This window comes from Microbispora sp. GKU 823 (assembly GCF_002027145.1).
Taxonomy (GTDB): domain Bacteria; phylum Actinomycetota; class Actinomycetes; order Streptosporangiales; family Streptosporangiaceae; genus Microbispora; species Microbispora siamensis.
The window spans coordinates 1-18,216 of sequence record NZ_MWJN01000065.1; the positions used below are offsets into that span (position 1 = coordinate 1).

The window sequence follows — 18,216 nt, forward strand, 5'->3', positions numbered from 1 at the left end:
CGCAGCCAGCCGGTGATGTTCGCGTCGATCTGGTCGATCCGCCACCCGGGGTGTCCCTCGTGGTCGTGGTCGCCCAGGCTGGCCGGCCCGTTGTACTGCGACCCGACGAAGTCGATCGTGTAACGGCCCGCGGCCAGGCGCTGCCACAACCCGATCCGGTAACCGCCCGGCACCTGCGTGCCCTCGGTGATCGAGTCGCCCAGCGGCATCACCCGTACACCGCCGTTCGACTCCGCGAAGGCGGCGCCCGTGCCTATCAGCGTGCCCGTCACGGCCACGACCACGGCCAGCAGCGCCGCGGTCGACCATCGTCTCCACGTACGCACGGTCGACCCTCCATCCGAGCCGGCTGCGAGGGTGACTCCGGCGCTGACCAGGCGCAGGAGGCGTGCGATCTTCATACATACTCCTGGGGGGTGCGTGACGACCTTGGCTTTGTTAGCGCTAACATCGGTGCCTACAGGGCGAGCCCTCTCTCTGCTGACGTAGGTGGTGGTGCGGCGGAGCAAATACGACGCACCCATCCCGCGTCAAGGCTCCCGCCTTTCTCCAGCCGGCCCCCGGGTCAGCGGGTGCGCCTCATCTGCTGCGACGAGGGCGGGGCCCGTTCCTGCGGGATTCGGGAGATGAAACTTTCACTCCACCGGTCTGGTGGCGATGAGTTCTCGGTGAAGTAGACGAAACTTCACGCCGAAGAACCCGCGAGAAACGCCAGTTGAATGGCCGGAGCCGCTGTGAGGATCTTGGAAACGATCCGCCTCGGCCTTGACATGTTTCGTGCCGGCTTCCAAGCCGACTGCCCGGAGGGGTCGTCTCCGCCGATGCCGATGCCGATGCCGAGGCCGAGGCCGGGGCCGGTGGCGGGCGGCCGGGCGTGCCGCCGGTGCCGCGACGCCGTCAGGAACGGTGATCCCGGGGGCGCGCGGGTCCGGTCGTGCCGCGCAGGGAGATGGGCGGTGCGACCAGGAGATGGCCGTGCGGGGTGGCGGGGTCGGCGATGAGCCGGATGAGCATCTCGACGGCGCGGGCGCCGAGCTCGTCCGCGGGGACGTCGGCGGCGGTGAGCGGAGGGTGCAGGTTCTCCGCCCAGTGGCGCGCGCAGACGCCGGCGATGGAGAAGTCGCGGGGCACGACCAGGCCCGCCTGGGCGAGCGCGTGGTACATCCCGGGCGTGGCGGCCTCGTTGATGGTGGCGATCGCGGTCAGGCCGGGGTGCTCGTCGAGGAGCCGCTCGACGCAGGACACCCCCGATTGGGCGTCGTCGGCGCAGCACGTCTGCACACCGTCGAGACCACGCTCGGTCATCGCGCGCGTGAAACCGGCCTGGGCGCGGTGGCCGGGGCCGTACCCGGCCGCCACCAGCTCCTCCGAGCGGTTGACCAGGGCGATGCGGCGATGGCCGAGGTCGGCCAGGTGATGCACACAGTTGGCGATCAGCTTCTCGTAGTCGATGTCCACCCAGGACATCTCCTCGGCGCGGCTGGTGCGGCCGATTCCGACGAAAGGCAGCCCGGCCTGCCGCAGGCGAGTGACCCGGTCGTCCTCCAGCCGTATCTCCATGACGATGACGCCGTCCACGCGTCTGCCGCCGACCACGCGCTCGAACGACCGGTCGTGCTCGCCCCCGGACGGTGACAGCAGGACGTCCAGGTCGGCGCGTGCGGCGGCGTCGACGACGCTGGCCACGAAGCCGAGTTGCATGTCGGTCAGGCGCCGGCTGGCGGGAGGGATGACCAGGCCGATGGTGTGGGTCCTGCCCTCCTTGAGCGCCTTGGCGGCGGCGTTGGGCCGATAGCCCAGTTCGTCGATGACCGCTTGGATGCGCCGGCGCGTCTCCTCGGACACGGGGCGCTTGCCGCTGAGGGCGTACGAGACGGTGCTGCGCGCCACACCCGACCGCTTGGCGATCTCCCCGATATTCACCGGCGCTCCTCACCTGATCCGACCGATATGCACATCGTAAGTCGAATCGAGCGCATGGAACGACGACCGCGACCTACGCGACGTTCCGCTCGACCCCGTTGACGTGCAGGGTCTGTGGATTAACGGTCTTTCGAACCGATTCGAAGCCGAGAGCGGACGATCGCGCCTCGTCGAGCGTGCTCGTGTAGGCCCGCAGGGCCGGACGCCGACCGGGCGTGTGGTGCACGTCCGGCCGGCGTGGCGGTCATGGGTGAAACGTACCGGTCACCGGGTCAGCTTCGGGTCCACTTCTGGCTGGTCGTGCCGGTGCAGGACCACAGTTGCACCTTCGTGCCGTTCGAGGTGCCGAAGTTGCTCGCCTCCAGGCAGAGGCCGGACTGCACGCCGGTGACGGTGCCGTCGGCGTTGACGTTCCACTGCTGGTTGGCTTGGCCGTTGCAGTCCCAGATGATCGCTCTCGTGCCGTTCGCGGTTCCGGCGGCCTCGGCGTCCAGGCACTTGTTGCCGTACACCTGCAGTTGCCGCGAGGAGGTGTACGTCCACTGCTGGTTGGTCTGGCCGTTGCAGTCCCACAGTTGGAGCTGCGTGCCGTTCGTCTGCGACAGGTTCGGCACGTCGAGGCAGCGGCCGGCGTTGACGTTGCGCAATGCCGACGTCGACCCGCCACCGCTCGAGGGCGGCAGGAGTGTGACGGTGAAGGTGTCGTCGACGGCGGTGTGCGGAAGGTTGACGGTGGTGCCGTTGCCGGACAGGGTCACGACGGTGTTCTGGACGGTGACCGGTCCCTGCACCGCGCCGCCGCCGTTGTAGGGGATGCGCTCGACGAGAACGCGGACCTGGTTGTTCTCCACGACGCCGCTGGTGGTGTCCAGGCGCCGGAGGTTGACGGCGATGTTGCCGGTGGTGCGGCCGCCCCCGACGAGGACCTTCGCGTTCCCGCTCGCCTTGGTGGCGAAGGCGTCGTAGTTGGTGCTGGGGGTGACGGAGGCGATCTGTCCGGTCTGTGAGCCGTAGAAGCGGTAGACCCACCACTCGCCCTTCGGCGAGTACTGGCCGGAGGAGTTGTGGGTGAGGAGGTTGGCCAGGTCGTTGTGGAGGTTGCCGCCGCTGGCCCAGTTGGCGCGCAGGCCGTCGGCGCCGGCCCGCTCCAGCCGGGCGATGTACCAGGCGCCGTCGGCGGGGTTCTGCTCGTTGGAGGCGCCGTATTCGTTGATCTGGTACGGACGCGGGTGCGGGATGCCGCGGGAGTTGAGGCTGGTGTCGGCCGTCGCGACGTTGGCCACCGGGTCGCCGGGCAGCGAGTGCCAGCTGACGATGTCGGGGACGACGTTGTTGGCCTTGACGTAGTCGAGGTACTGCGTCCACCAGCCGCCGGTGGACGGTACGCAGGCGCAGCTGGGGCCCACGATCAGGTGGGAGGGGAAGGCGGCGCGGATGCGCTGGTAGGCGCGTTTCCACATCTCGAAGTACTGCGACTGGGGGCGGTTCCAGAACAGCGTGATGTTGGGCTCGTTCCAGATGTCCCACTGGACCGGTGCACCGGTGGCCCGCACGTCGTCGATGAGACGGGTGAGGAAGTTGTCGTAGTCGGTCCAGTCGCCGTTGTCGCCGGGGAAGCGGGAGATCGGGTAGCCGTCGGCGCCCCACAGGTCGTGGACGAGCAGGACGAACTGGCCGCCCAGCGACCGGGTGCGCAGCAGTTGGGCGCGGGTGGCGTTCCACCGGCGGTCGTACTTGCCGGACACCCAGCCGCCGGGGCTGTCGAGCTGGGCGCCGCCGGCCCGCATGTACCGGAACTTCACGTCCGTGAAGTAGTTGTCCGGGGGCGCGGCCGCGTTCTCGGTCATGCCGTAGATCCACCCCGATGCTCGGTAGGTCGGGGAACCGCCCGCGACCGAGAAGTCGACCGTGATGGACTCGTCGGCGGCCTGGGCCGGCGCGGCGGTCGCGACGACGGACGCGACGACGAGGGCCGCGGCGGAGAAGAGGGCGGCCAGACCGCGGCGGCGACTATGCCGCCGACTCAAGGTGATGTTCACTCGTGACTCCTTCGACGGAAAGGGGGGTGGGGATCGCAGGACGAGCCGTGGCCTTGTCCTGGACCTGTGGTGTCGCCGTCTGGCGGTCGGGGGAAGCGAAAGGGCGGTCTCAACGCAGGCGACGTGATCGAATCGATTCGCAGACAGGTTAGATTTGCGCGGGAAGGCATGTCAATCACATGTGTCCGGTTCGTAAATCGCGTATGTCCGGACAGCTGAATCCATGCAGGTTCTGTGTATCAGGGCGTCTGACTTCCAGCTCATGGTTCACTTCGAATCGATTCGCAACATGTTCTTTCCTGAACACCCTTGGACGCACGGGCGTCCGTCTCCGGTGAGCACTCGCTACCACTGGTGGCCGGGTTGGACGTCGGCTCGGGGACCGGCAGGTTCACCCCGGCGCTGGCGCGAGCGTTCGGGCCGGTGACCGGCGTCGAACCGTCTGTCCGCATGCGCGAGACAGCGCAGGCACAGTCCCGGCATCCCGGCGTGCGATATCTGATCTGGTGGCTGGACTACTTCCCGCGCGGCTTCGAGGTGGACGCCTCGATGTTCCAGCCGCTGCACGAGGTCATCGAGACGTTCACGTCGGCCGGCTGGCGCGTCGCCGGCTTCGGCACGGTCACCGAGCCGTCCTCCGGCACGCGCGGTGAGATGCTCGAACGGCTGCGCCTGCGCACCCATTCGGTCTTCGCCCAATTCACTCCCGGCGAACTGAAGGCCGGTTTCCGCCGCTTGGAGCGGGCCGTTGCCGCGGATCCCGGCGCGCCGGCGCCTGCGGCGCGCTCCGGCCGGGGGGCCGGCTCTCCTGCCGGGACGGGTCACCGCACGCGAGGCTTCTCGGAGGCGGCGGCCGTCGCGACGTCGCGGGGATAGGAGTGCCTGCCGTGGAGCAGGATGATCGCGTTCGCCACCAGGGGCGCGAGCATGATCAGAAAGGTGTACTGCAGGCCCCGCGCGCTCGTGGCGCCGCCCGAGCCGAGGACGTCGGCCAGGAATCCGAAGGTCACGGGGGCGACGGCCTCCGCACCCATGCGAAGGAACGTACGTATGCTTTCCGCGCGGCCCCAGAGCCGGAAGTGGACGACGTCGAGGCGTGCGGCGTCCAGCGGGGGATTGGCGGCGGCAAGGCACCCGGCGGCGACGAGGAAGAACGGCAACGCCGTCGACGTCGTCAGCAGGGCCGGGACGAAGAACACGGCGGTGGTCAGGTAGGCGACCGCGGGAACGATCACGCGCGCGCTGAGACGACCACGGCGAATGAGGTGGTCGGCGATCCGCCCACCGCTGAGAACGCCCGCCAGCGCGCCGAAACCGACGAGTAGGGCCGGGCCGGTGACCGCTGCCGCAGTGAGACCGTATTGCCGGGCGACGAAGAGCACGCCGAAGCCGCGCAGGCCGGCGAAGAAGAAGTATCCGACCGCAGACGCGGCGATCAACACGACGTTCGTGCGTATCCGCAGGACGTAGAGGGCCGCCTCCCACATCGGCATCCGCGTGGGGTCTCGCCGCAGCATCAGCACAGGATTGGGTTCGACGCCGCGGTCCCGCAAGGCGAAGTGCACCGCATCGCTCCGGTTCGGTGCCGTCCCGGCATCTCGCTCCGCGTCCGGAGGGTGCCCGTCCGGACGCAGCCGTCCCTGGCCGCCGCGCGTCGGCTCGGGAAGCTTACGCGTGATCACGATCACGAGGAGGATCCCGAACAGCGCGAGCAGGTAGAACGCGGCCCGCCATGACAGCAGGTGCGCCAGGTTGCCACCCACCAGCAGGCCGAATCCGACGCCGAGCATCTCTCCGCTGAGGATGAACCCGTAGACACGGGCGCGTTCACCCGGCGGGAAGAAGTCGCCGATGAGGGAGCTGAGCGTGGGCCCGGCCGTGGCCGACACGGTGCCGAGCGCCGGCCGCGACAGCAGGAGCCACTGGTACGAATCCGCCAGGCCGCCGGCCAGCATCGCCAGCACCCACAGCACGACGCTGGCGGCCAGGAGCCTGACCCGCCGTACCCGATCGGTCAGCACACCCACGGGGATGACGGCCAAGGCGGCCGAGGCCGACGACACCGCGGTCAGGGAACCGAGTTCGGTATTGGTGATGCGCAGACTCTCCTTGAGTTCCACCGCCACCGCGACGTTTATCGAGGAAGTCGGGTACACGGAGTTCACCGCGCCCTGCCCTGCCCGGTCAGGGACGGAGCACGATTTTGCCGTGCGTGTGCCCGCGTTCCAGCTCGCGGAACGCGTCCCGCACCCGCTTCAGCGGGTAGACGTGGGCGATCGGCACCTCGAGCTCCCCGCGCGCGGCGAGCCGGGCCAGCTCGCCGACCACGACCGCGCACGCCGCCGCGCCTTCGCCGTAGGTCCGGGCGCGACCTTGGCCGCGGTCTGCCAGTCGCGGATCGTGTTGATCCGCTCGGGCCGTACGCCCAGCTCCACCGCCAGGTCCACGTAGCCCTCGCCGAACGTGTCGATGAAGGCGTCGACGCTCCCGCCGGAGGCCTGCCGGATCCGCTCGGCCACCCCCTCCCCGTACTCGACCGGGACGACACCGCGATCCTTCAACCAGGCGTGGTTCGCCTCGCTCGCCAGCCCGATCACCGTGGCCCCGCGCCGCCGTGCGAGCTGTACGGCAAGGGACCCGACGCCGCCCGCCGCACCGGACACGACGACCGTGTCGGCCGGTCCGGGGTCGACCGCGAACACCGTGGCGTACGCGGTCGTGCCGGCCACGTACAACGACCCGGCCACGTCCCAGGACAGCCCCTCCGGACGCGGGGTCAGCTGCACGTCGTCCACCACGACATACTCCGCGTGGCTCGCCCTGTCGTGGGTGAAGCCGAGGACCTCGTCGCCCACGGCGACGCCACGCACCTGCGGACCGGCCTCCACCACGACGCCGGCCAGATCGCTGCCCTGCCCGGAGGGGAACGTCGCCGGCCAGCGATCGTGGCGTGCGCCCTCCCGGATCATCACCTCGCCGGGCTGGATTCCGGCCGCGCGGACCTCGACCAGCACCTGCCCGGGGCCGGGCACCGGACGCTCCACCTCCTCCACCCGCAGCACATCGATCCCGCCATACTCGTGGAACCGCACGGCCTTCATGCGTGATCACCGCTCTTCCTCGTTCGGATCGGCCTTGGACGGCCACGCCGCGACTATGCCTCCGCCGTCGACGGCTCAGGAACGGAGCGGTGTCCCTAGGATCGACGGTCCCAGGATGTGGTTGACGAACGGTGATATCACTGCCGATATGGGGATGCACCGCGACGACCTCGCCGATTTCCTGCGCCGGTCCCGAGGACGGCTGACTCCACGGGACGTCGGCCTGGTCGAGGGGCCGAGGCGGCGTACGCCGGGACTGCGCCGTGAGGAGGTCGCGGCGCTCGCCGGAATGTCGGCCGACTATTACATGCGGCTGGAGCAGGCCAGGAGCCCGCAGCCCTCGGTTCAGGTGCTGGCCGCGCTGACGCGCGCGCTGCGGCTGACCATGGACGAGCGGGACCACCTGTACCTGCTCGCCGGGCACCGCCCGCCGGAGGGGGCGCGGGCCGGGGAGTACCTGCGGCCGAGCATGCTGTACCTCCTCGACCGGCTGGACAGCGTCCCGGTCCAGGTCCTGAGCGATCTGGGCGACCTGCTGGCGCAGAACGACATGGCGCAGGCGCTGTTCGGGTGCGTGTGCACGGTGGCCCGGGAGGACCGCAACATCGTGCTGCGCTGGTTCACCGAGCCGGACGTGCGCAGCCGCTTCGCGGCCGAGGAGCACGAGGAGCACGCCCGGCAGCTGGTCGCCGACCTGCGCGCCGCGGTGGCCCGGCGGGGGGACGACGCGGCATCCCGCACACTCGTCATGCGGCTCCGCGGGGCCAGCCCGGAGTTCGCGGCGCTGTGGGACCGGCACGAGGTCGCGGTGCGCAGGTCACACCCGTACCGGCTCATGCATCCCGAGCTCGGCAGGATCGAGTTCGACTGCGAGGTGCTGGCGACGCCCGCGGCGGACCAGCGACTGCGGGTCTTCACCCCGCCGCCCGGCGGCACCGACGCGCTGGACATGCTGCGCGTGCTCGGCCCGCAGCACCGGCACGACACCGCCGCGACGGGCGCCTCGCCGAGATCATGATCGGCGCTCCGGCCGGGCAACCGGAGTTCCCGGAACGGGCGACCTTCACACCGGCTGAGAGAGCGCGGCCGGCCGAGACCGAGACGACCGGCCTCCGGCCATCTGCGGGTCCCGGCCCAGCCGCCTGACCGGCTTGATCAACAGCAGCGCCGCCACCACGCCGGCCGTCACCAGGGCCGATCCCAGCATGAAGGCGCGCGGTTCGACCAGCGCGGTGACCGGACCGGCCAGCGCCTGCCCGACTGCTATGCCCGCGACCGACCCGGCCACCTGATAGGCGTTGACCCGGTTCACCACGTCCGGCGCGATATGCGTCTGCACGCTGGTCGACCACATCACCGACCAGAACGCCAGCGCGCACCCCCCGAGCAGGTGCCCGGCCATCAGCAGCGGCAGCGGCAGCCCGAGCGCGACCGTCAGCGGCACCGCCACGTACCCGCTCAGCGCCACCGCCCCGGCCGCCAGCGGCCTGCGCGGCCTGAGCCTGATCGCCACCAGGCCGCCCAGCACGGTGCCGAGGCCGAGCGCCGCCATCACCCAGCCGTAGTCGGTCCCGATGACCTGCGACGACAGCGGCACGTACGGCCCGACCACCAGAACGCCCCAGAACACCCAGACGAGGATGACCGACCACATCCAGCTCCTGGCCGTGAACTCCTCCCAGCCCCTGCGCAGGTCGCTCAGCACGTCGGAGGGCTCCGGTCTGGGTACGGTGACCCGGACCAGCAGCAGGCAGACCCCACTGACCAGGAACGTCGCGGCGTCCACCGTGTAGACGAAGACCGGCCCGGCGACGACGATGAGGACTCCGGCGAGGGCGGGACCCACCAGCTGGGTGACCGCTTCGGCGATCTTCAGTGTCGCGTTGGCCCGCTGCGGATCTGCGGCGACCAGGGGGACCATGCCGTTGACGCCCGGTTCGAACATCCCGGCGGCCGTGCCCGACAGGAAGGCCATCACCAGCAGCAGGGCGTACGGCGGAGCACCACCCAGGAAGGCGACGGCCACGACTCCCTGGGTGACGACCCTGACCACGTCCGCGCCGATCATCAAGCGCCGGGCGCCGATCCGGTCGGCGACGACCCCGCCGAACACCATGACCAGCACGGCCGACGCGGTCCAGAGCGCGAGCACGTAGCCGACGCCCGCGATTCCATAGACTTTCCCGATCGCCAGCGCCGAGGCGACGGGCATCATGGCGTCACCGGACAGCGAGATCGTGCGGGCCCCGAAGTAGAGGGTGAAGTTCCTCGTCCACATGAGCCCCAATTCTGGAATTTTGCTGATCAGATCACCGGTGTCCCAAATGACATCATTGGGTACATTTGCGCCATGCCCCTGGATTGCCCGGAAACGCCTCCGACGCCCCTCGACCCGCATCGCGTGGTCGCCTTGGTCGCCCCGAACCAGGAGCTCTACCCGGTCACCTCCGCCTCAGCGGTCTTCGGCTACCACGGCCCCGACATCCCCCAGCACTACAGCTTCAGCCTGTGCGCCGAACACCCCGGCTCCCTCCCCACCACACTCGGCGTCCCCATCCAGGTGGACAGTGGTCTCGAAGCCCTCGACGACGCCGACACCGTGGTCATCGCGAGCTGGACCCTCACCCCCTCACCCGCCGTACTCCACGCGGTGGCCCAAGCCCATGCCCGGGGCGCCCGCATCGTCGCCGTCTGCGCGGGAATCTTCATCCCCGCCGCCCTGGGCCTCCTGGACGGCCGCCGCGCCTCCGTCCACTGGGAACTGTCCGGCGAACTCGCCGCCCGCCACCCGCGCGTCATCCCCGACGACACGGTCATCTACGTCGATCACGGCGACGTCGCCACCGCCGGAGCCTCGGCCGCCACCCTCGACCTCTGCCTTCACCAGGTCCTTCAGGAGTACGGCGCGGCCCACGCCATGCGCATCGGCCGTCAGCTCGCCGCCGGTCCGCACCGCGAGGGCTGCCAGCGCCAGTACCCTCCGCTTCCCACCACCGGCCCGATGCCGGACTCCCTGGCCCCCCTGCTCGAATGGCTCCTCTCGCGCCTGTCCGAGCAGGTGACGGTCAAGGACATGGCCGCCTACTCGGGCGTCTCCCCGCGCACCCTCACCCGCCAGTTCGCCGAGCAACTCGGCGTCCCACCCGCCCGCTGGCTGCTGGAACGCCGCCTGGCCGCCACTCGCGCCCTGCTGGAGGAGACCGACCTGCCCGTCGAGACAATCGCCACCCGCGTCGGCCTCTCCTCGGCGGTCAACCTCCGCCGCCGCTTCCACACCGCTCTGCACACCACCCCGGCCGCCTACCGCCGTTCCTTCCGCTGAACTGAGCCGAGGGTCTGTCACGAGCCGACAGGCGTGAGTACGCCTGCGAGGACCACCAGGCCCTTCCCGTACTTCTCGTCGATCTCACGCTGTAGCTCCGGTGTGGCGACCCAGACCCCGATTTCGACATGGCCCGCCCGCTCGTCCACCGAGGCCGATTGAGCGCCCTTGATCTCCTTCATCGCCCGGTCCTGGAGTGCCCGAAGCTCCGCCTCCGCGCGCTCAGCGCGGCTCAGACACAGCGCGCCACCCCACACCTCGCGGATCAGGGGCTCGCGGGCGGCCGGGTCGCCGGTGAACATCAGGTTCAGCACGAGTCGCTTGGGATCGTTGGCGTACCGCTCCACGTATCGGCGGTCTTGGGGATCGTAGCCGTCGATCTCGTCCAGGTAGCTCTGGTCCAGCCAGCTGCCCGCGTACCCGGGGAGCCTGCGGGCCCTGGCGAGCGCCGCCTCCATCGACCTCTCGGTGGCCTTCGCGGGGTCGACCGGACGCCAGCCGCGTACAGGCTTCGGGCACGGTGTGGTGAAGCGGGATCCGTCGTCTGGCACGTCGCCGCGCCCGGCAGGGCGCGGGGGCTCGGTGAGCGTCAGACTCTTCCCGTCCCAGGTGCCGACCACGTGGTACTCGCCCCAGCGCACGCCGTTCCGGGTGGAGTGCTTCACCGCGTTCCAGTCCCACCCGATGATGTCGGGGCCGCCGCACTGAGGCGGCAGGGACTGAGCGACGAACGCACAGAGCTGGGGCCCGTGCTGCGGGTTGGACAGGACGGTCAGGTCGGCCTGGTACAGCGTCGGAGACGCGGTCGTGGCCGGGTGCGTCCCGCAGGCGGTGAGCGTCACCAGTACGGCGAGGAGCCAGATGCCTCTCATGCCCCTGAGACGGGCGAAAACGCTCAGTGGTTCACGGTGTTCCTGCCGGACGAGCGGCCTCTGCGGCACGTGGTTGACGGCTCCAGCTGATGATCGTTACGACGATCCGGTCCGCAGGGCGTCGCGGGCCTCCATCAGGGCGAAGCCGAGCAGGTTGAGGCCCTGCCAGGTCGCGGGGGAGGCGGCGCGTTCGTCGTCGGCGGTCAGGCCGATGCCCCAGATCCGGTCGAGGGGGCTGGCCTCGACCAGGACCCGGCCGGCGGTCGCGAGCAGGTAGTGGCGCAGCTCGGGGTTCTGGCCGAACTTGGCGATGCTGCCGCGGACCACGATGCCGAACCGGTGGGCGTTCCAGAGCTGCTCGTCGAAGCCGCGTACGGCCCGGCCGAGCTTCTTGGCCTCGCCGGGGTGACCGGCGGCGAGGATCTGCTCGGCCGCCCGGGTGTCGCCGAACAGCCAGGCCTTGTGCGCCATCATGTAGTGCTCGGCGGAGGCGAAGGTGTGGGCGTCCTCCGTGAAGGTGACCGGCCACCACTGCGACAGGCAGCCGGGACCGACGCCGCCGTCCCGGGCGGGCCGGTGGCCCCAGAAGTACAGGTAGCGAAGAGCGCGGCCGGCCTGCTCCGCGGCGACCGCCTCGTCCACGCTGCGTGGCAGCACGATTTGCTCGGACACGCCCACACCGTGCCACAGGCGCTCTCACCCACGCATCCGGTTATGCCGTCGTCCCCGTCCGGCGGGTGATCATTCGCGGCCCGTCGCCGGGGCGGTGACCGCGTTGAGCAGGAAATCGACGAGCCGTCGCGCGTGCGCGGCCGTGTCGCGGGATTGTTCGGAACGTTGCTCACGGTCGACGGCGAGACGCCGGCCATCTCCGCGACATGGCGCATGCCGCGGCGGCGCGGCGTGGAGACCTCCGAGGTTCCCCATCCACAGCAGCACCATATCCACTCCAGCCGGGTAAAAGATCGCGTCTTGCGGCCGATTGGACCGATCCGGTCCCGGCCGGTGCCGCCGTCCCCGGCGTCCGGGCACCGGGGACGGCGGCGGCTGTGGCGGCGGTAGTCGGGGACGGCTTGGGGAAGGCGCGGTAAAGGTGGTGGCCCCCATGCGGGGGCCGAGAAAGAGCCGGGCCGCGATTTCGCCGCAGGGCGCGGTTGAACGACCGGACTACCACTCATCGCACTTGCCGGTCTCAGGTCACCAGGCCCCTGCGGTAGGCGTAGACCACCGCCTGCACGCGGTCACGCAGGCCGAGCTTGGTGAGGATGCGCGACACGTACGTCTTGACGGTCTCCTGGCTGATCACCAACGTCGCGGCGATCTCGCTGTTGGACAGGCCGTCGGCGATGAGCCGCAACACCTCCAGTTCGCGCGGGGTCAGCACTGCGTCGTCCGGGGTGCCCTCGGCGGGACGGATCCGCGCCGCGTACCTGCCGACGAGCTGCCGCGTCACCTCGGGGGCCAGCAGCGCGGCACCCGTCGCGACGGTGCGGATGCCGTGCAGCAGCTGCGCCGGTGGGGCGTCCTTGAGCAGGAACCCGCTCGCCCCCGCACGCAGCGCCTCGTACACGTACTCGTCCAGGTTGAACGTCGTCACCACGAGCACCTTGACGGGATCCTTCACCCCGGCACCGGCCAGCAGGCGGGTCGCCTCGATGCCGTCGAGCACCGGCATGCGGACGTCCATCACCACGATGTCCGGGTTCAGCCGGCGGGCGAGGTCGACCGCGGCACGACCGTCCCCGCACTCGCCCACCACCTCGAGGTCGGGCTGGGCATCGATGATCGTCGCGAACCCGGTGCGGATCAGCGCCTGGTCGTCGCAGACCAGGACCCGGACCGGCGCGTTCACGACGGGCTCCCCGCGGGGATGCGGGCCCGCACGACGAAGCCGCCGCCCGTCCGCCGGCCGGCGTTGAACTCGCCGCCCAGGGTCTCGACCCGCTCGCGGAGCCCGGCGAGGCCACGCCCGCTCCCGCCGGGCGAGCCCGCCGGCGAGCCGGAACCGTCGGTGCCGACCTCCACGATGATCTCCTTCTCGCCGTAGCGCACGCGGACCTCGGTCTGGCTGCCATGGGCGTATTTGAGGGCGTTCGTCAGGGACTCCTGCACGACCCTATAGGCGACGAACTCGGCGCTGCCCGCCGATTCCGCCGGGCTGCCCTCCTCGGCGAACTCCACCGGCTGCCCGGCCAGGCGCGTCTGCTCCACCAGCGTGCGAAGTTCGCCGACGGACGGCATCCTGACCTCGGAACGGTCGGAGTGGTCGGGGTTGAGCAGATCGAGCAGGTGCCGCAGGTCGGCGATGGCCCGCCGGCCGGTGTCGGTGACCGCGCTCAAGGCCGCATCGAGGCGGTCGGGCGCGGCGGTCAGGTAGCGGGCCGCCTCGGCCTGCACGACCATCGCCGTCACGTGGTGGGTCACGACGTCGTGGAGTTCGCGGGCGATGCGGGTGCGTTCGGCGGCGCGGGTGGCCTCCGCGACGCGGCGACGGCGTTCGGCCTCGGCGGCCCGGGTGGAGCGCAGCCAGGCCCCGATACCCCACGCGAGGACCAGCAGCAGGTAGAAGACCACGAAACCTTCCGGCCCCTCGGTCGAGCCGAGCCGGCCGAGGGCGACCGCCAGCGGCACGTACGCCGCGGAGAGGAGGACCACGGTGACGCGCCGGTGACGTTCCAGATGGGCGCCCGCGCTGATGAGCGCGATGGGCAGTGCGGTGCCCGCGAACGCGTGGTAGACGCGGATCTGGTCGAGGGCGAAGCCGAGCGACACCAGGGCGAGACAGAGGGCCGGCCACCGTCGGCGCACGGCGAGCGGGAGGCACTCGAGAGCGATCACCACGAGCGCCAGCGCGTCGAAGGGGCGGGCCGGCAGGTCGCCGACCTGCGTCCCCTTGCCGTGGAACGCCGGCAGGAGCGAGATGACGGCCATCAGCAGCGCGAACGGAAAATCCCGGACCGTGACGTCGCACCGTCTCCACAGGTCCGGGACCCGGCGGAGATCGATCACTAGGAGAGCGTAGCGGTCGCGCCGGCCCGGGCGCTGCGCCGGCGGGGGACCAGGTTGCCGCGGCGGCGGGCCAGCCACATGAAGGCGATCGTCAGCAGCGCGCCGAACACGACCGCGTACGCGCTCGCCTCCGGCCCGAACTCGCCGCCGGTGAGCACGGCCGGACCCGACGTCACGCCCTTCAGCAGCCCCTGCGTCGCGCCGTTGCCGGAGACCTCGGTGCTGAAGACGCCGCCCTCGACGAAGTTCCAGGCGAAGTGCAGGCCGATCGGCAGCCACAGGGTGCGGGTCGCGGCGTAGGCGGCGGCGAGCATGCCGCCGGCCTCGATCGCGATGGCGATCGCGCCCCACAGATTGGCGTTCTGGTTGCCCAGGTGCATCAGGCCGAACACCAGGCCGGTCAGCCCCAGCGCGATCCACGTGCCGGTCCATTTCTCGACGATCCGGAACAGGATGCCGCGGAACAGCAGCTCCTCCGTCACCGCGGCGGCGGCCATGAAGCCGAGCAGCCCGATCGCGCCCGTCACCGAGCCGAGGCCGTCGACCCGGTAGCCGCCCACGAGAGCGATGTTCACGATGACGGCAGTGAACGCGCCGGCACCGATCAGCATCCCCCGGCCGACGGCGGAGGCGGCGCCCTTCCCGGCCACCTCCACCGGCGCGCGGCGCTCGGACCACCGCACCACCCACGCGTACACGAACACCGCGAGCACGGCTGTCGCGACACCGAGGACCAGGGTGAGAAACGCGTTCCCCTGTACCGCGCCCACGGCCAGGTTGCCGACGAAGGCGACCGCCGCGACGGGCACCAGCTGCTTCAACAGTCGCATGACGACTCCTTTGCGAGATCCCGCGGCCGGAGCGCCGCGGCTACGCCCGGAACGTTAGGGATTCGCCGGCCTGGAATCGTCACCGCATGGTGGACACTCGCGGGTAGCTCGCACGGGGGACAGGCACGGAGCGCGTCGCGCTGGTCGAGCGGATCAGGGACGGCATCGAGGAGTGGTGGGAGGAACCGGCCGGGCTGCTCACGCTCCAGATGGGACGCCGTCACGTTCGCCAGGCAGGCCAGCTCGGCGTCGCGCCGGCCGGCCTCTACGGCGCAGGACTACTGGACCGGCGACCCGGGACAACCCCCCGTCACGTGGGACGTCCACGACAATCAGCGTCGCGACTGGTGGGGCAACCCGGTCGTCCCGAGCTGGTACGCCGAGGCGTCGGCGGTGCTCGACCTCGACGGCAATCCGGTGCCGGTCGTGGAGCGCACGCACACCAGCGAGATGGCCGTGACGGTCGGCGCGGACGGCTTTTCCTACACCCGCGGGGGCGACGTCGAGCACGGCTTCAAGCTCGGCGAACAGCTGTGAGCCTGCTACTGGCGGATGCCGGCGTTCCTGTCGTAGGCCGCCCGCGAGGCCGTGATCTTCTCGTGGTTGTTCTCCGCCCACTCCGACAGCGCGCGCGTGGACGTGAACAGTTCCCTGGCCACAGAGGTGGCCGTGTACTCGACCTGCGGAGGCACGGTGGGATACACGGTGCGGACGAGCAGCCCGTCACGCTCCAGGGTGCGTAGCGTGAGGGTCAGCATGCGGCGGCTGATGCCGGGAATCGTCCGGTGCAGCTCGGCGAACCGGATGGGCCCGCTGCTCGCGGCCGCGATGATCGCCATTCCCCATTTGCTCCCGACCCGGTCGAGGGCATCACGGAACGCCGCGCACACGTCGGGCTCCACGTCGCCGGGCAGTCGAGATCCTTCTGACATCGCGATTCCCTCCCCGCTGAGAACGTCAGCCTCGCACGCGACCGGCGCGTGAACAAGCCGCAAGCCTCCCCGCCCGGTTCAGCCGGGTGGGCCGGGCAGCGCGGTACGCGGAATCGGCGGCGCCATCGAGGCGTACGGGAAACGGGGGACAGGAGGGCGTTCCGGGGAATTCGCTGGCCGTTCCCGTCTTGTCGTTCCGGTATGGCTGACGAACTCGACGAGAAGACGCGGTCATTTATCCGCGGGAATGTTTTTCGGACCTGGCAGGACGTGAAAGGCACGGGCACCGGACCGGTGCCCGCGCCTTTCACGCCGGGGGTCAGCGGACGGCGGCCAGCGCCTTCGTCCAGGACTCCAACTGGTCCAGCACGCGTGTCAGCTCGGACTCGCGGTGCTCCAGCGGCGTGAACTCGGGGTAGGCCGGGAAGTCCGCCGGGACCAGCAGTCCCACCTGCGCGGAGACCGGCGCGATGCTCAGCTCGACCGCCACCAGCTTCAGGTGCTCGACGGCGCGCGCGCCTCCCGCGGCGCCGTAACCGACGAAGCCGATGGCCTTGTTGTGCCATTCGGCGTACACCAGGTCGAACGCGTTCTTCAGCGCCGCCGGCGGAGCGTGGTTGTACTCGGGCGTCACCACAAGGTAGCCGTCGTACCGGCGGACGACCTCGGCCCACCGCTTGGTGTGCTCCTGGGCGTACTGGCCGACGGCGGCGGGGATCGCCTCGTCGTAGAGTGGCAGGTTCTCGTCGGCGAGGTCGACGAGCTCATATTCGGCCTCGGTGCGCTTCGAGGCGATCCGGTGAACCCAGTCCGCCACATCCCGGCCGATTCTGCCCGGCCGCGTGCTGCCGACGACAATGGCGATTCTTGTCATTCTTCAGTCCTTTTCCTTCTGTCTGCTTCGGGATCCTGCACCCGTTTGCCGGCACGCGGAAGAAGGCACATTTCCTTCCCGTGGTTACACGAATGTTCCTTCTGGCGAGAAGCCGCGCCGGCCGGAAGAATTCGCCGAGGAGAAAGGGGCCGGACGGTGGCGGCAGGGGACCGAGGCGAGGACCGGGCGCCCCCCTGGACGGCCGGCCCCTGTGACCCCTGAAGCTGGAGGCGATCCCCATGACCACGCCGGCCCACGCCCCGCTGTACGCCGACCCGGTGGACCTGGACACGTACGGCGTCTACGGTGCGACTGCGCTCGAAGCCGGCAACGGCGGCTGGAACCGGCCCCGCTATCCGTTCCAGGGGCGCGTCACCGCCGACGGGTCGAGCGGCTACCGGGCCGAACCGGGCCGCTACCACCTCTACGTCTCGCACCGCTGCCCCTGGGCGCACCGCAGCGCGATCGTCCGCCTCCTGAAGGGACTCGAGGACGTCGTCTCGCTCTCCTACGTCGACGACGAACGGGACGGGCGGGGCTGGGCGTTCCGGGAGAAGCGCGGGGCGGATCCCGTCAACGGCTTCCGGTTCCTGCGGGAGGCCTACGAGGCGACCGAGTCCGGTTTCGGCGGCCACGTGTCCGTCCCCGTGCTCTGGGACCGGGAGACCCGCCGAATCGTGAGCAACAACTTCCCTGACATCACCATCGATCTCGGCACCCAGTTCGAGGCGTGGGGAGACCCCGCCGTCCGGCTCTACCCCGTCGAACTGCGGCGGCGGATCGACGAACTCAACGACTACCTCTACGACAACGTCAACGACGGCACCTACCGGGTCGCCGGCGCGGCCTCGAACGAGTCCTACGAGGAACTGCGCGGAAGGGTGATCTCCGCGCTGGAACTGCTGGACGACCGGCTGTCCGCGTGCCGGTTCCTGCACGGTGACTCGATCACCGAGTCGGACGTCCGCCTGTGGGTGACACTGGTCCGGTTCGACCTGACCTACAACCCGTTCGCAAAGATCAGCGAACGCCGGCTGACGGACTTCCCGAACCTGTGGGGGTACGCCCGCGACCTCTACCAGCGCCCGGCCTTCCGCGACAGCACCGACCTCGACGCGTTCTCGCACCTGGGCCCGCCCTTCCTCGACGAGGCCGTCACCCGTATCGATGTCCAGCCCTACCGCGCCGACTGGGACGAGCCGCACGACCGGGACTCCCTGACCGCCTGACCGCCGTGTCCCTTGGAGTCCAAGGATTAGCCTAGTATTCCTAGGCAGATTCAAATGGCTCTAGGTGGAGAAGGGTGGCATGCAC

General features: G+C 70.3%; 19 protein-coding genes and 1 pseudogene. 5 read left to right on the forward strand and 15 right to left on the reverse strand.

Going from position 1 to position 18,216, the window contains the following annotated elements:
* From B1L11_RS28605 to B1L11_RS28615, 3 genes and pseudogenes are all read right to left on the reverse strand, one after another.
* A pseudogene (locus B1L11_RS28605) lies at nt 1-401 on the reverse strand (hypothetical protein); the annotation flags it as partial.
* A 496-nt stretch (nt 402-897) separates the two neighbouring features.
* On the reverse strand, nt 898-1,923 hold the full coding sequence (locus B1L11_RS28610; RefSeq protein WP_079317956.1) for a LacI family DNA-binding transcriptional regulator: 1,026 nt from the start codon (nt 1,921-1,923) through the stop codon (nt 898-900).
* Between the two features lie 272 nt (nt 1,924-2,195).
* On the reverse strand, nt 2,196-3,962 hold the full coding sequence (locus B1L11_RS28615; protein ID WP_218671370.1) for a ricin-type beta-trefoil lectin domain protein: 1,767 nt from the start codon (nt 3,960-3,962) through the stop codon (nt 2,196-2,198).
* Nucleotides 3,963-4,271: 309 nt separating this feature from the next.
* Between B1L11_RS28615 and B1L11_RS28620 the strand changes: the two genes are divergently transcribed.
* Nucleotides 4,272-4,838, forward strand: coding sequence for a bifunctional 2-polyprenyl-6-hydroxyphenol methylase/3-demethylubiquinol 3-O-methyltransferase UbiG (locus B1L11_RS28620; RefSeq protein WP_079317958.1), 567 nt, complete (start codon nt 4,272-4,274; stop codon nt 4,836-4,838).
* Here B1L11_RS28620 and B1L11_RS28625 read toward each other — a convergent pair.
* Genes B1L11_RS28625 through B1L11_RS28630 form a run of 3 tightly spaced genes read right to left on the reverse strand, consistent with a single transcriptional unit; the run spans nt 4,784 to nt 7,063 of the window.
* On the reverse strand, nt 4,784-6,118 hold the full coding sequence (locus B1L11_RS28625) for an MFS transporter (RefSeq protein ID WP_179155364.1): 1,335 nt from the start codon (nt 6,116-6,118) through the stop codon (nt 4,784-4,786). The two genes, B1L11_RS28620 and B1L11_RS28625, sit on opposite strands and share 55 nt — an antisense overlap.
* Nucleotides 6,119-6,146: 28 nt before the next feature.
* A complete protein-coding gene (locus tag B1L11_RS48710; protein WP_218671371.1) occupies nt 6,147-6,245 on the reverse strand; it encodes a zinc-binding dehydrogenase in 99 nt (32 codons plus the stop codon).
* The gene (locus tag B1L11_RS28630; RefSeq protein WP_218671372.1) at nt 6,218-7,063 is read right to left on the reverse strand and encodes an NADP-dependent oxidoreductase; all 846 of its coding nucleotides are present in this window, start codon (nt 7,061-7,063) and stop codon (nt 6,218-6,220) included. The genes B1L11_RS48710 and B1L11_RS28630 overlap by 28 nt, the downstream gene beginning before the upstream one ends.
* Nucleotides 7,064-7,211: 148 nt before the next feature.
* Here B1L11_RS28630 and B1L11_RS28635 point away from each other — a divergent pair, with 148 nt between their 5' ends.
* Nucleotides 7,212-8,081, forward strand: a complete 870-nt coding sequence (locus B1L11_RS28635; RefSeq protein WP_079317974.1) for a helix-turn-helix transcriptional regulator — start codon at nt 7,212-7,214, stop codon at nt 8,079-8,081.
* A gap of 45 nt (nt 8,082-8,126) precedes the next feature.
* Here the strand turns inward: B1L11_RS28635 and B1L11_RS28640 are convergent, their stop codons facing one another.
* The gene (locus tag B1L11_RS28640; protein WP_079317976.1) at nt 8,127-9,341 is read right to left on the reverse strand and encodes an MFS transporter; all 1,215 of its coding nucleotides are present in this window, start codon (nt 9,339-9,341) and stop codon (nt 8,127-8,129) included.
* A 123-nt stretch (nt 9,342-9,464) separates the two neighbouring features.
* On the opposite strand from B1L11_RS28640, the gene B1L11_RS28645 reads away from it, so the two are divergent.
* A complete protein-coding gene (locus tag B1L11_RS28645; RefSeq protein ID WP_256862977.1) occupies nt 9,465-10,385 on the forward strand; it encodes a GlxA family transcriptional regulator in 921 nt (306 codons plus the stop codon).
* A 17-nt stretch (nt 10,386-10,402) separates the two neighbouring features.
* On the opposite strand, the gene B1L11_RS28650 is transcribed toward B1L11_RS28645, so the two are convergent.
* The 6 genes from B1L11_RS28650 to B1L11_RS28670 all read right to left on the reverse strand — a co-directional run bounded on the left by B1L11_RS28650 (nt 10,403) and on the right by B1L11_RS28670 (nt 15,096).
* Nucleotides 10,403-11,257 (reverse strand): hypothetical protein, encoded by an 855-nt coding sequence (locus B1L11_RS28650; protein ID WP_079317980.1) that lies wholly within the window; start codon nt 11,255-11,257, stop codon nt 10,403-10,405.
* Nucleotides 11,258-11,353: 96 nt separating this feature from the next.
* Nucleotides 11,354-11,935: an NADAR family protein gene (locus B1L11_RS28655; RefSeq protein ID WP_079317982.1), complete on the reverse strand. Its 582-nt coding sequence runs from the start codon at nt 11,933-11,935 to the stop codon at nt 11,354-11,356.
* 63 nt (nt 11,936-11,998) lie between these two features.
* Nucleotides 11,999-12,199, reverse strand: a complete 201-nt coding sequence (locus B1L11_RS47200) for a hypothetical protein (RefSeq protein ID WP_179155363.1) — start codon at nt 12,197-12,199, stop codon at nt 11,999-12,001.
* A 250-nt stretch (nt 12,200-12,449) separates the two neighbouring features.
* Entirely contained in the window at nt 12,450-13,109 is a 660-nt protein-coding gene (locus tag B1L11_RS28660) for a response regulator transcription factor (RefSeq protein WP_079317995.1), read from the reverse strand.
* Entirely contained in the window at nt 13,106-14,266 is a 1,161-nt protein-coding gene (locus tag B1L11_RS28665) for a sensor histidine kinase (RefSeq protein ID WP_079317997.1), read from the reverse strand. Before B1L11_RS28665 ends, B1L11_RS28660 begins: the two co-directional genes overlap by 4 nt.
* The gene (locus B1L11_RS28670) at nt 14,266-15,096 is read right to left on the reverse strand and encodes a CPBP family intramembrane glutamic endopeptidase (protein WP_079317999.1); all 831 of its coding nucleotides are present in this window, start codon (nt 15,094-15,096) and stop codon (nt 14,266-14,268) included. Before B1L11_RS28670 ends, B1L11_RS28665 begins: the two co-directional genes overlap by 1 nt.
* Before the next feature lie 393 nt (nt 15,097-15,489).
* On the opposite strand from B1L11_RS28670, the gene B1L11_RS48715 reads away from it, so the two are divergent.
* Nucleotides 15,490-15,633 (forward strand): hypothetical protein, encoded by a 144-nt coding sequence (locus tag B1L11_RS48715; RefSeq protein WP_218671373.1) that lies wholly within the window; start codon nt 15,490-15,492, stop codon nt 15,631-15,633.
* 5 nt (nt 15,634-15,638) lie between these two features.
* On the opposite strand, the gene B1L11_RS28680 is transcribed toward B1L11_RS48715, so the two are convergent.
* Both B1L11_RS28680 and B1L11_RS28685 read right to left on the reverse strand, forming a co-directional pair.
* Nucleotides 15,639-16,028: a helix-turn-helix domain-containing protein gene (locus B1L11_RS28680; protein WP_079318001.1), complete on the reverse strand. Its 390-nt coding sequence runs from the start codon at nt 16,026-16,028 to the stop codon at nt 15,639-15,641.
* Between the two features lie 319 nt (nt 16,029-16,347).
* Entirely contained in the window at nt 16,348-16,902 is a 555-nt protein-coding gene (locus B1L11_RS28685; RefSeq protein WP_079318003.1) for an NADPH-dependent FMN reductase, read from the reverse strand.
* Nucleotides 16,903-17,141: 239 nt separating this feature from the next.
* Here B1L11_RS28685 and B1L11_RS28690 point away from each other — a divergent pair, with 239 nt between their 5' ends.
* On the forward strand, nt 17,142-18,131 hold the full coding sequence (locus B1L11_RS28690) for a glutathione S-transferase C-terminal domain-containing protein (RefSeq protein ID WP_079318005.1): 990 nt from the start codon (nt 17,142-17,144) through the stop codon (nt 18,129-18,131).
* Nucleotides 18,132-18,216 lie beyond the last annotated feature (85 nt).

Excerpts from the sequence above, each read along its gene's own strand:
- B1L11_RS47200 (WP_179155363.1), bottom strand. The coding sequence starts at position 12,199 with ATGGTGCTGCTGTGGATGGGGAACCTCGGAGGTCTCCACGCCGCGCCG.
- B1L11_RS28670 (WP_079317999.1), bottom strand. The coding sequence starts at position 15,096 with ATGCGACTGTTGAAGCAGCTGGTGCCCGTCGCGGCGGTCGCCTTCGTC.
- B1L11_RS28685 (WP_079318003.1), bottom strand. The coding sequence starts at position 16,902 with ATGACAAGAATCGCCATTGTCGTCGGCAGCACGCGGCCGGGCAGAATC.
- B1L11_RS28635 (WP_079317974.1), top strand. The coding sequence starts at position 7,212 with ATGGGGATGCACCGCGACGACCTCGCCGATTTCCTGCGCCGGTCCCGA.
- B1L11_RS28680 (WP_079318001.1), bottom strand. The coding sequence starts at position 16,028 with ATGTCAGAAGGATCTCGACTGCCCGGCGACGTGGAGCCCGACGTGTGC.
- B1L11_RS28690 (WP_079318005.1), top strand. The coding sequence starts at position 17,142 with ATGACCACGCCGGCCCACGCCCCGCTGTACGCCGACCCGGTGGACCTG.
- B1L11_RS28630 (WP_218671372.1), bottom strand. The coding sequence starts at position 7,063 with ATGAAGGCCGTGCGGTTCCACGAGTATGGCGGGATCGATGTGCTGCGG.
- B1L11_RS28650 (WP_079317980.1), bottom strand. The coding sequence starts at position 11,257 with ATGAGAGGCATCTGGCTCCTCGCCGTACTGGTGACGCTCACCGCCTGC.
- B1L11_RS28640 (WP_079317976.1), bottom strand. The coding sequence starts at position 9,341 with ATGTGGACGAGGAACTTCACCCTCTACTTCGGGGCCCGCACGATCTCG.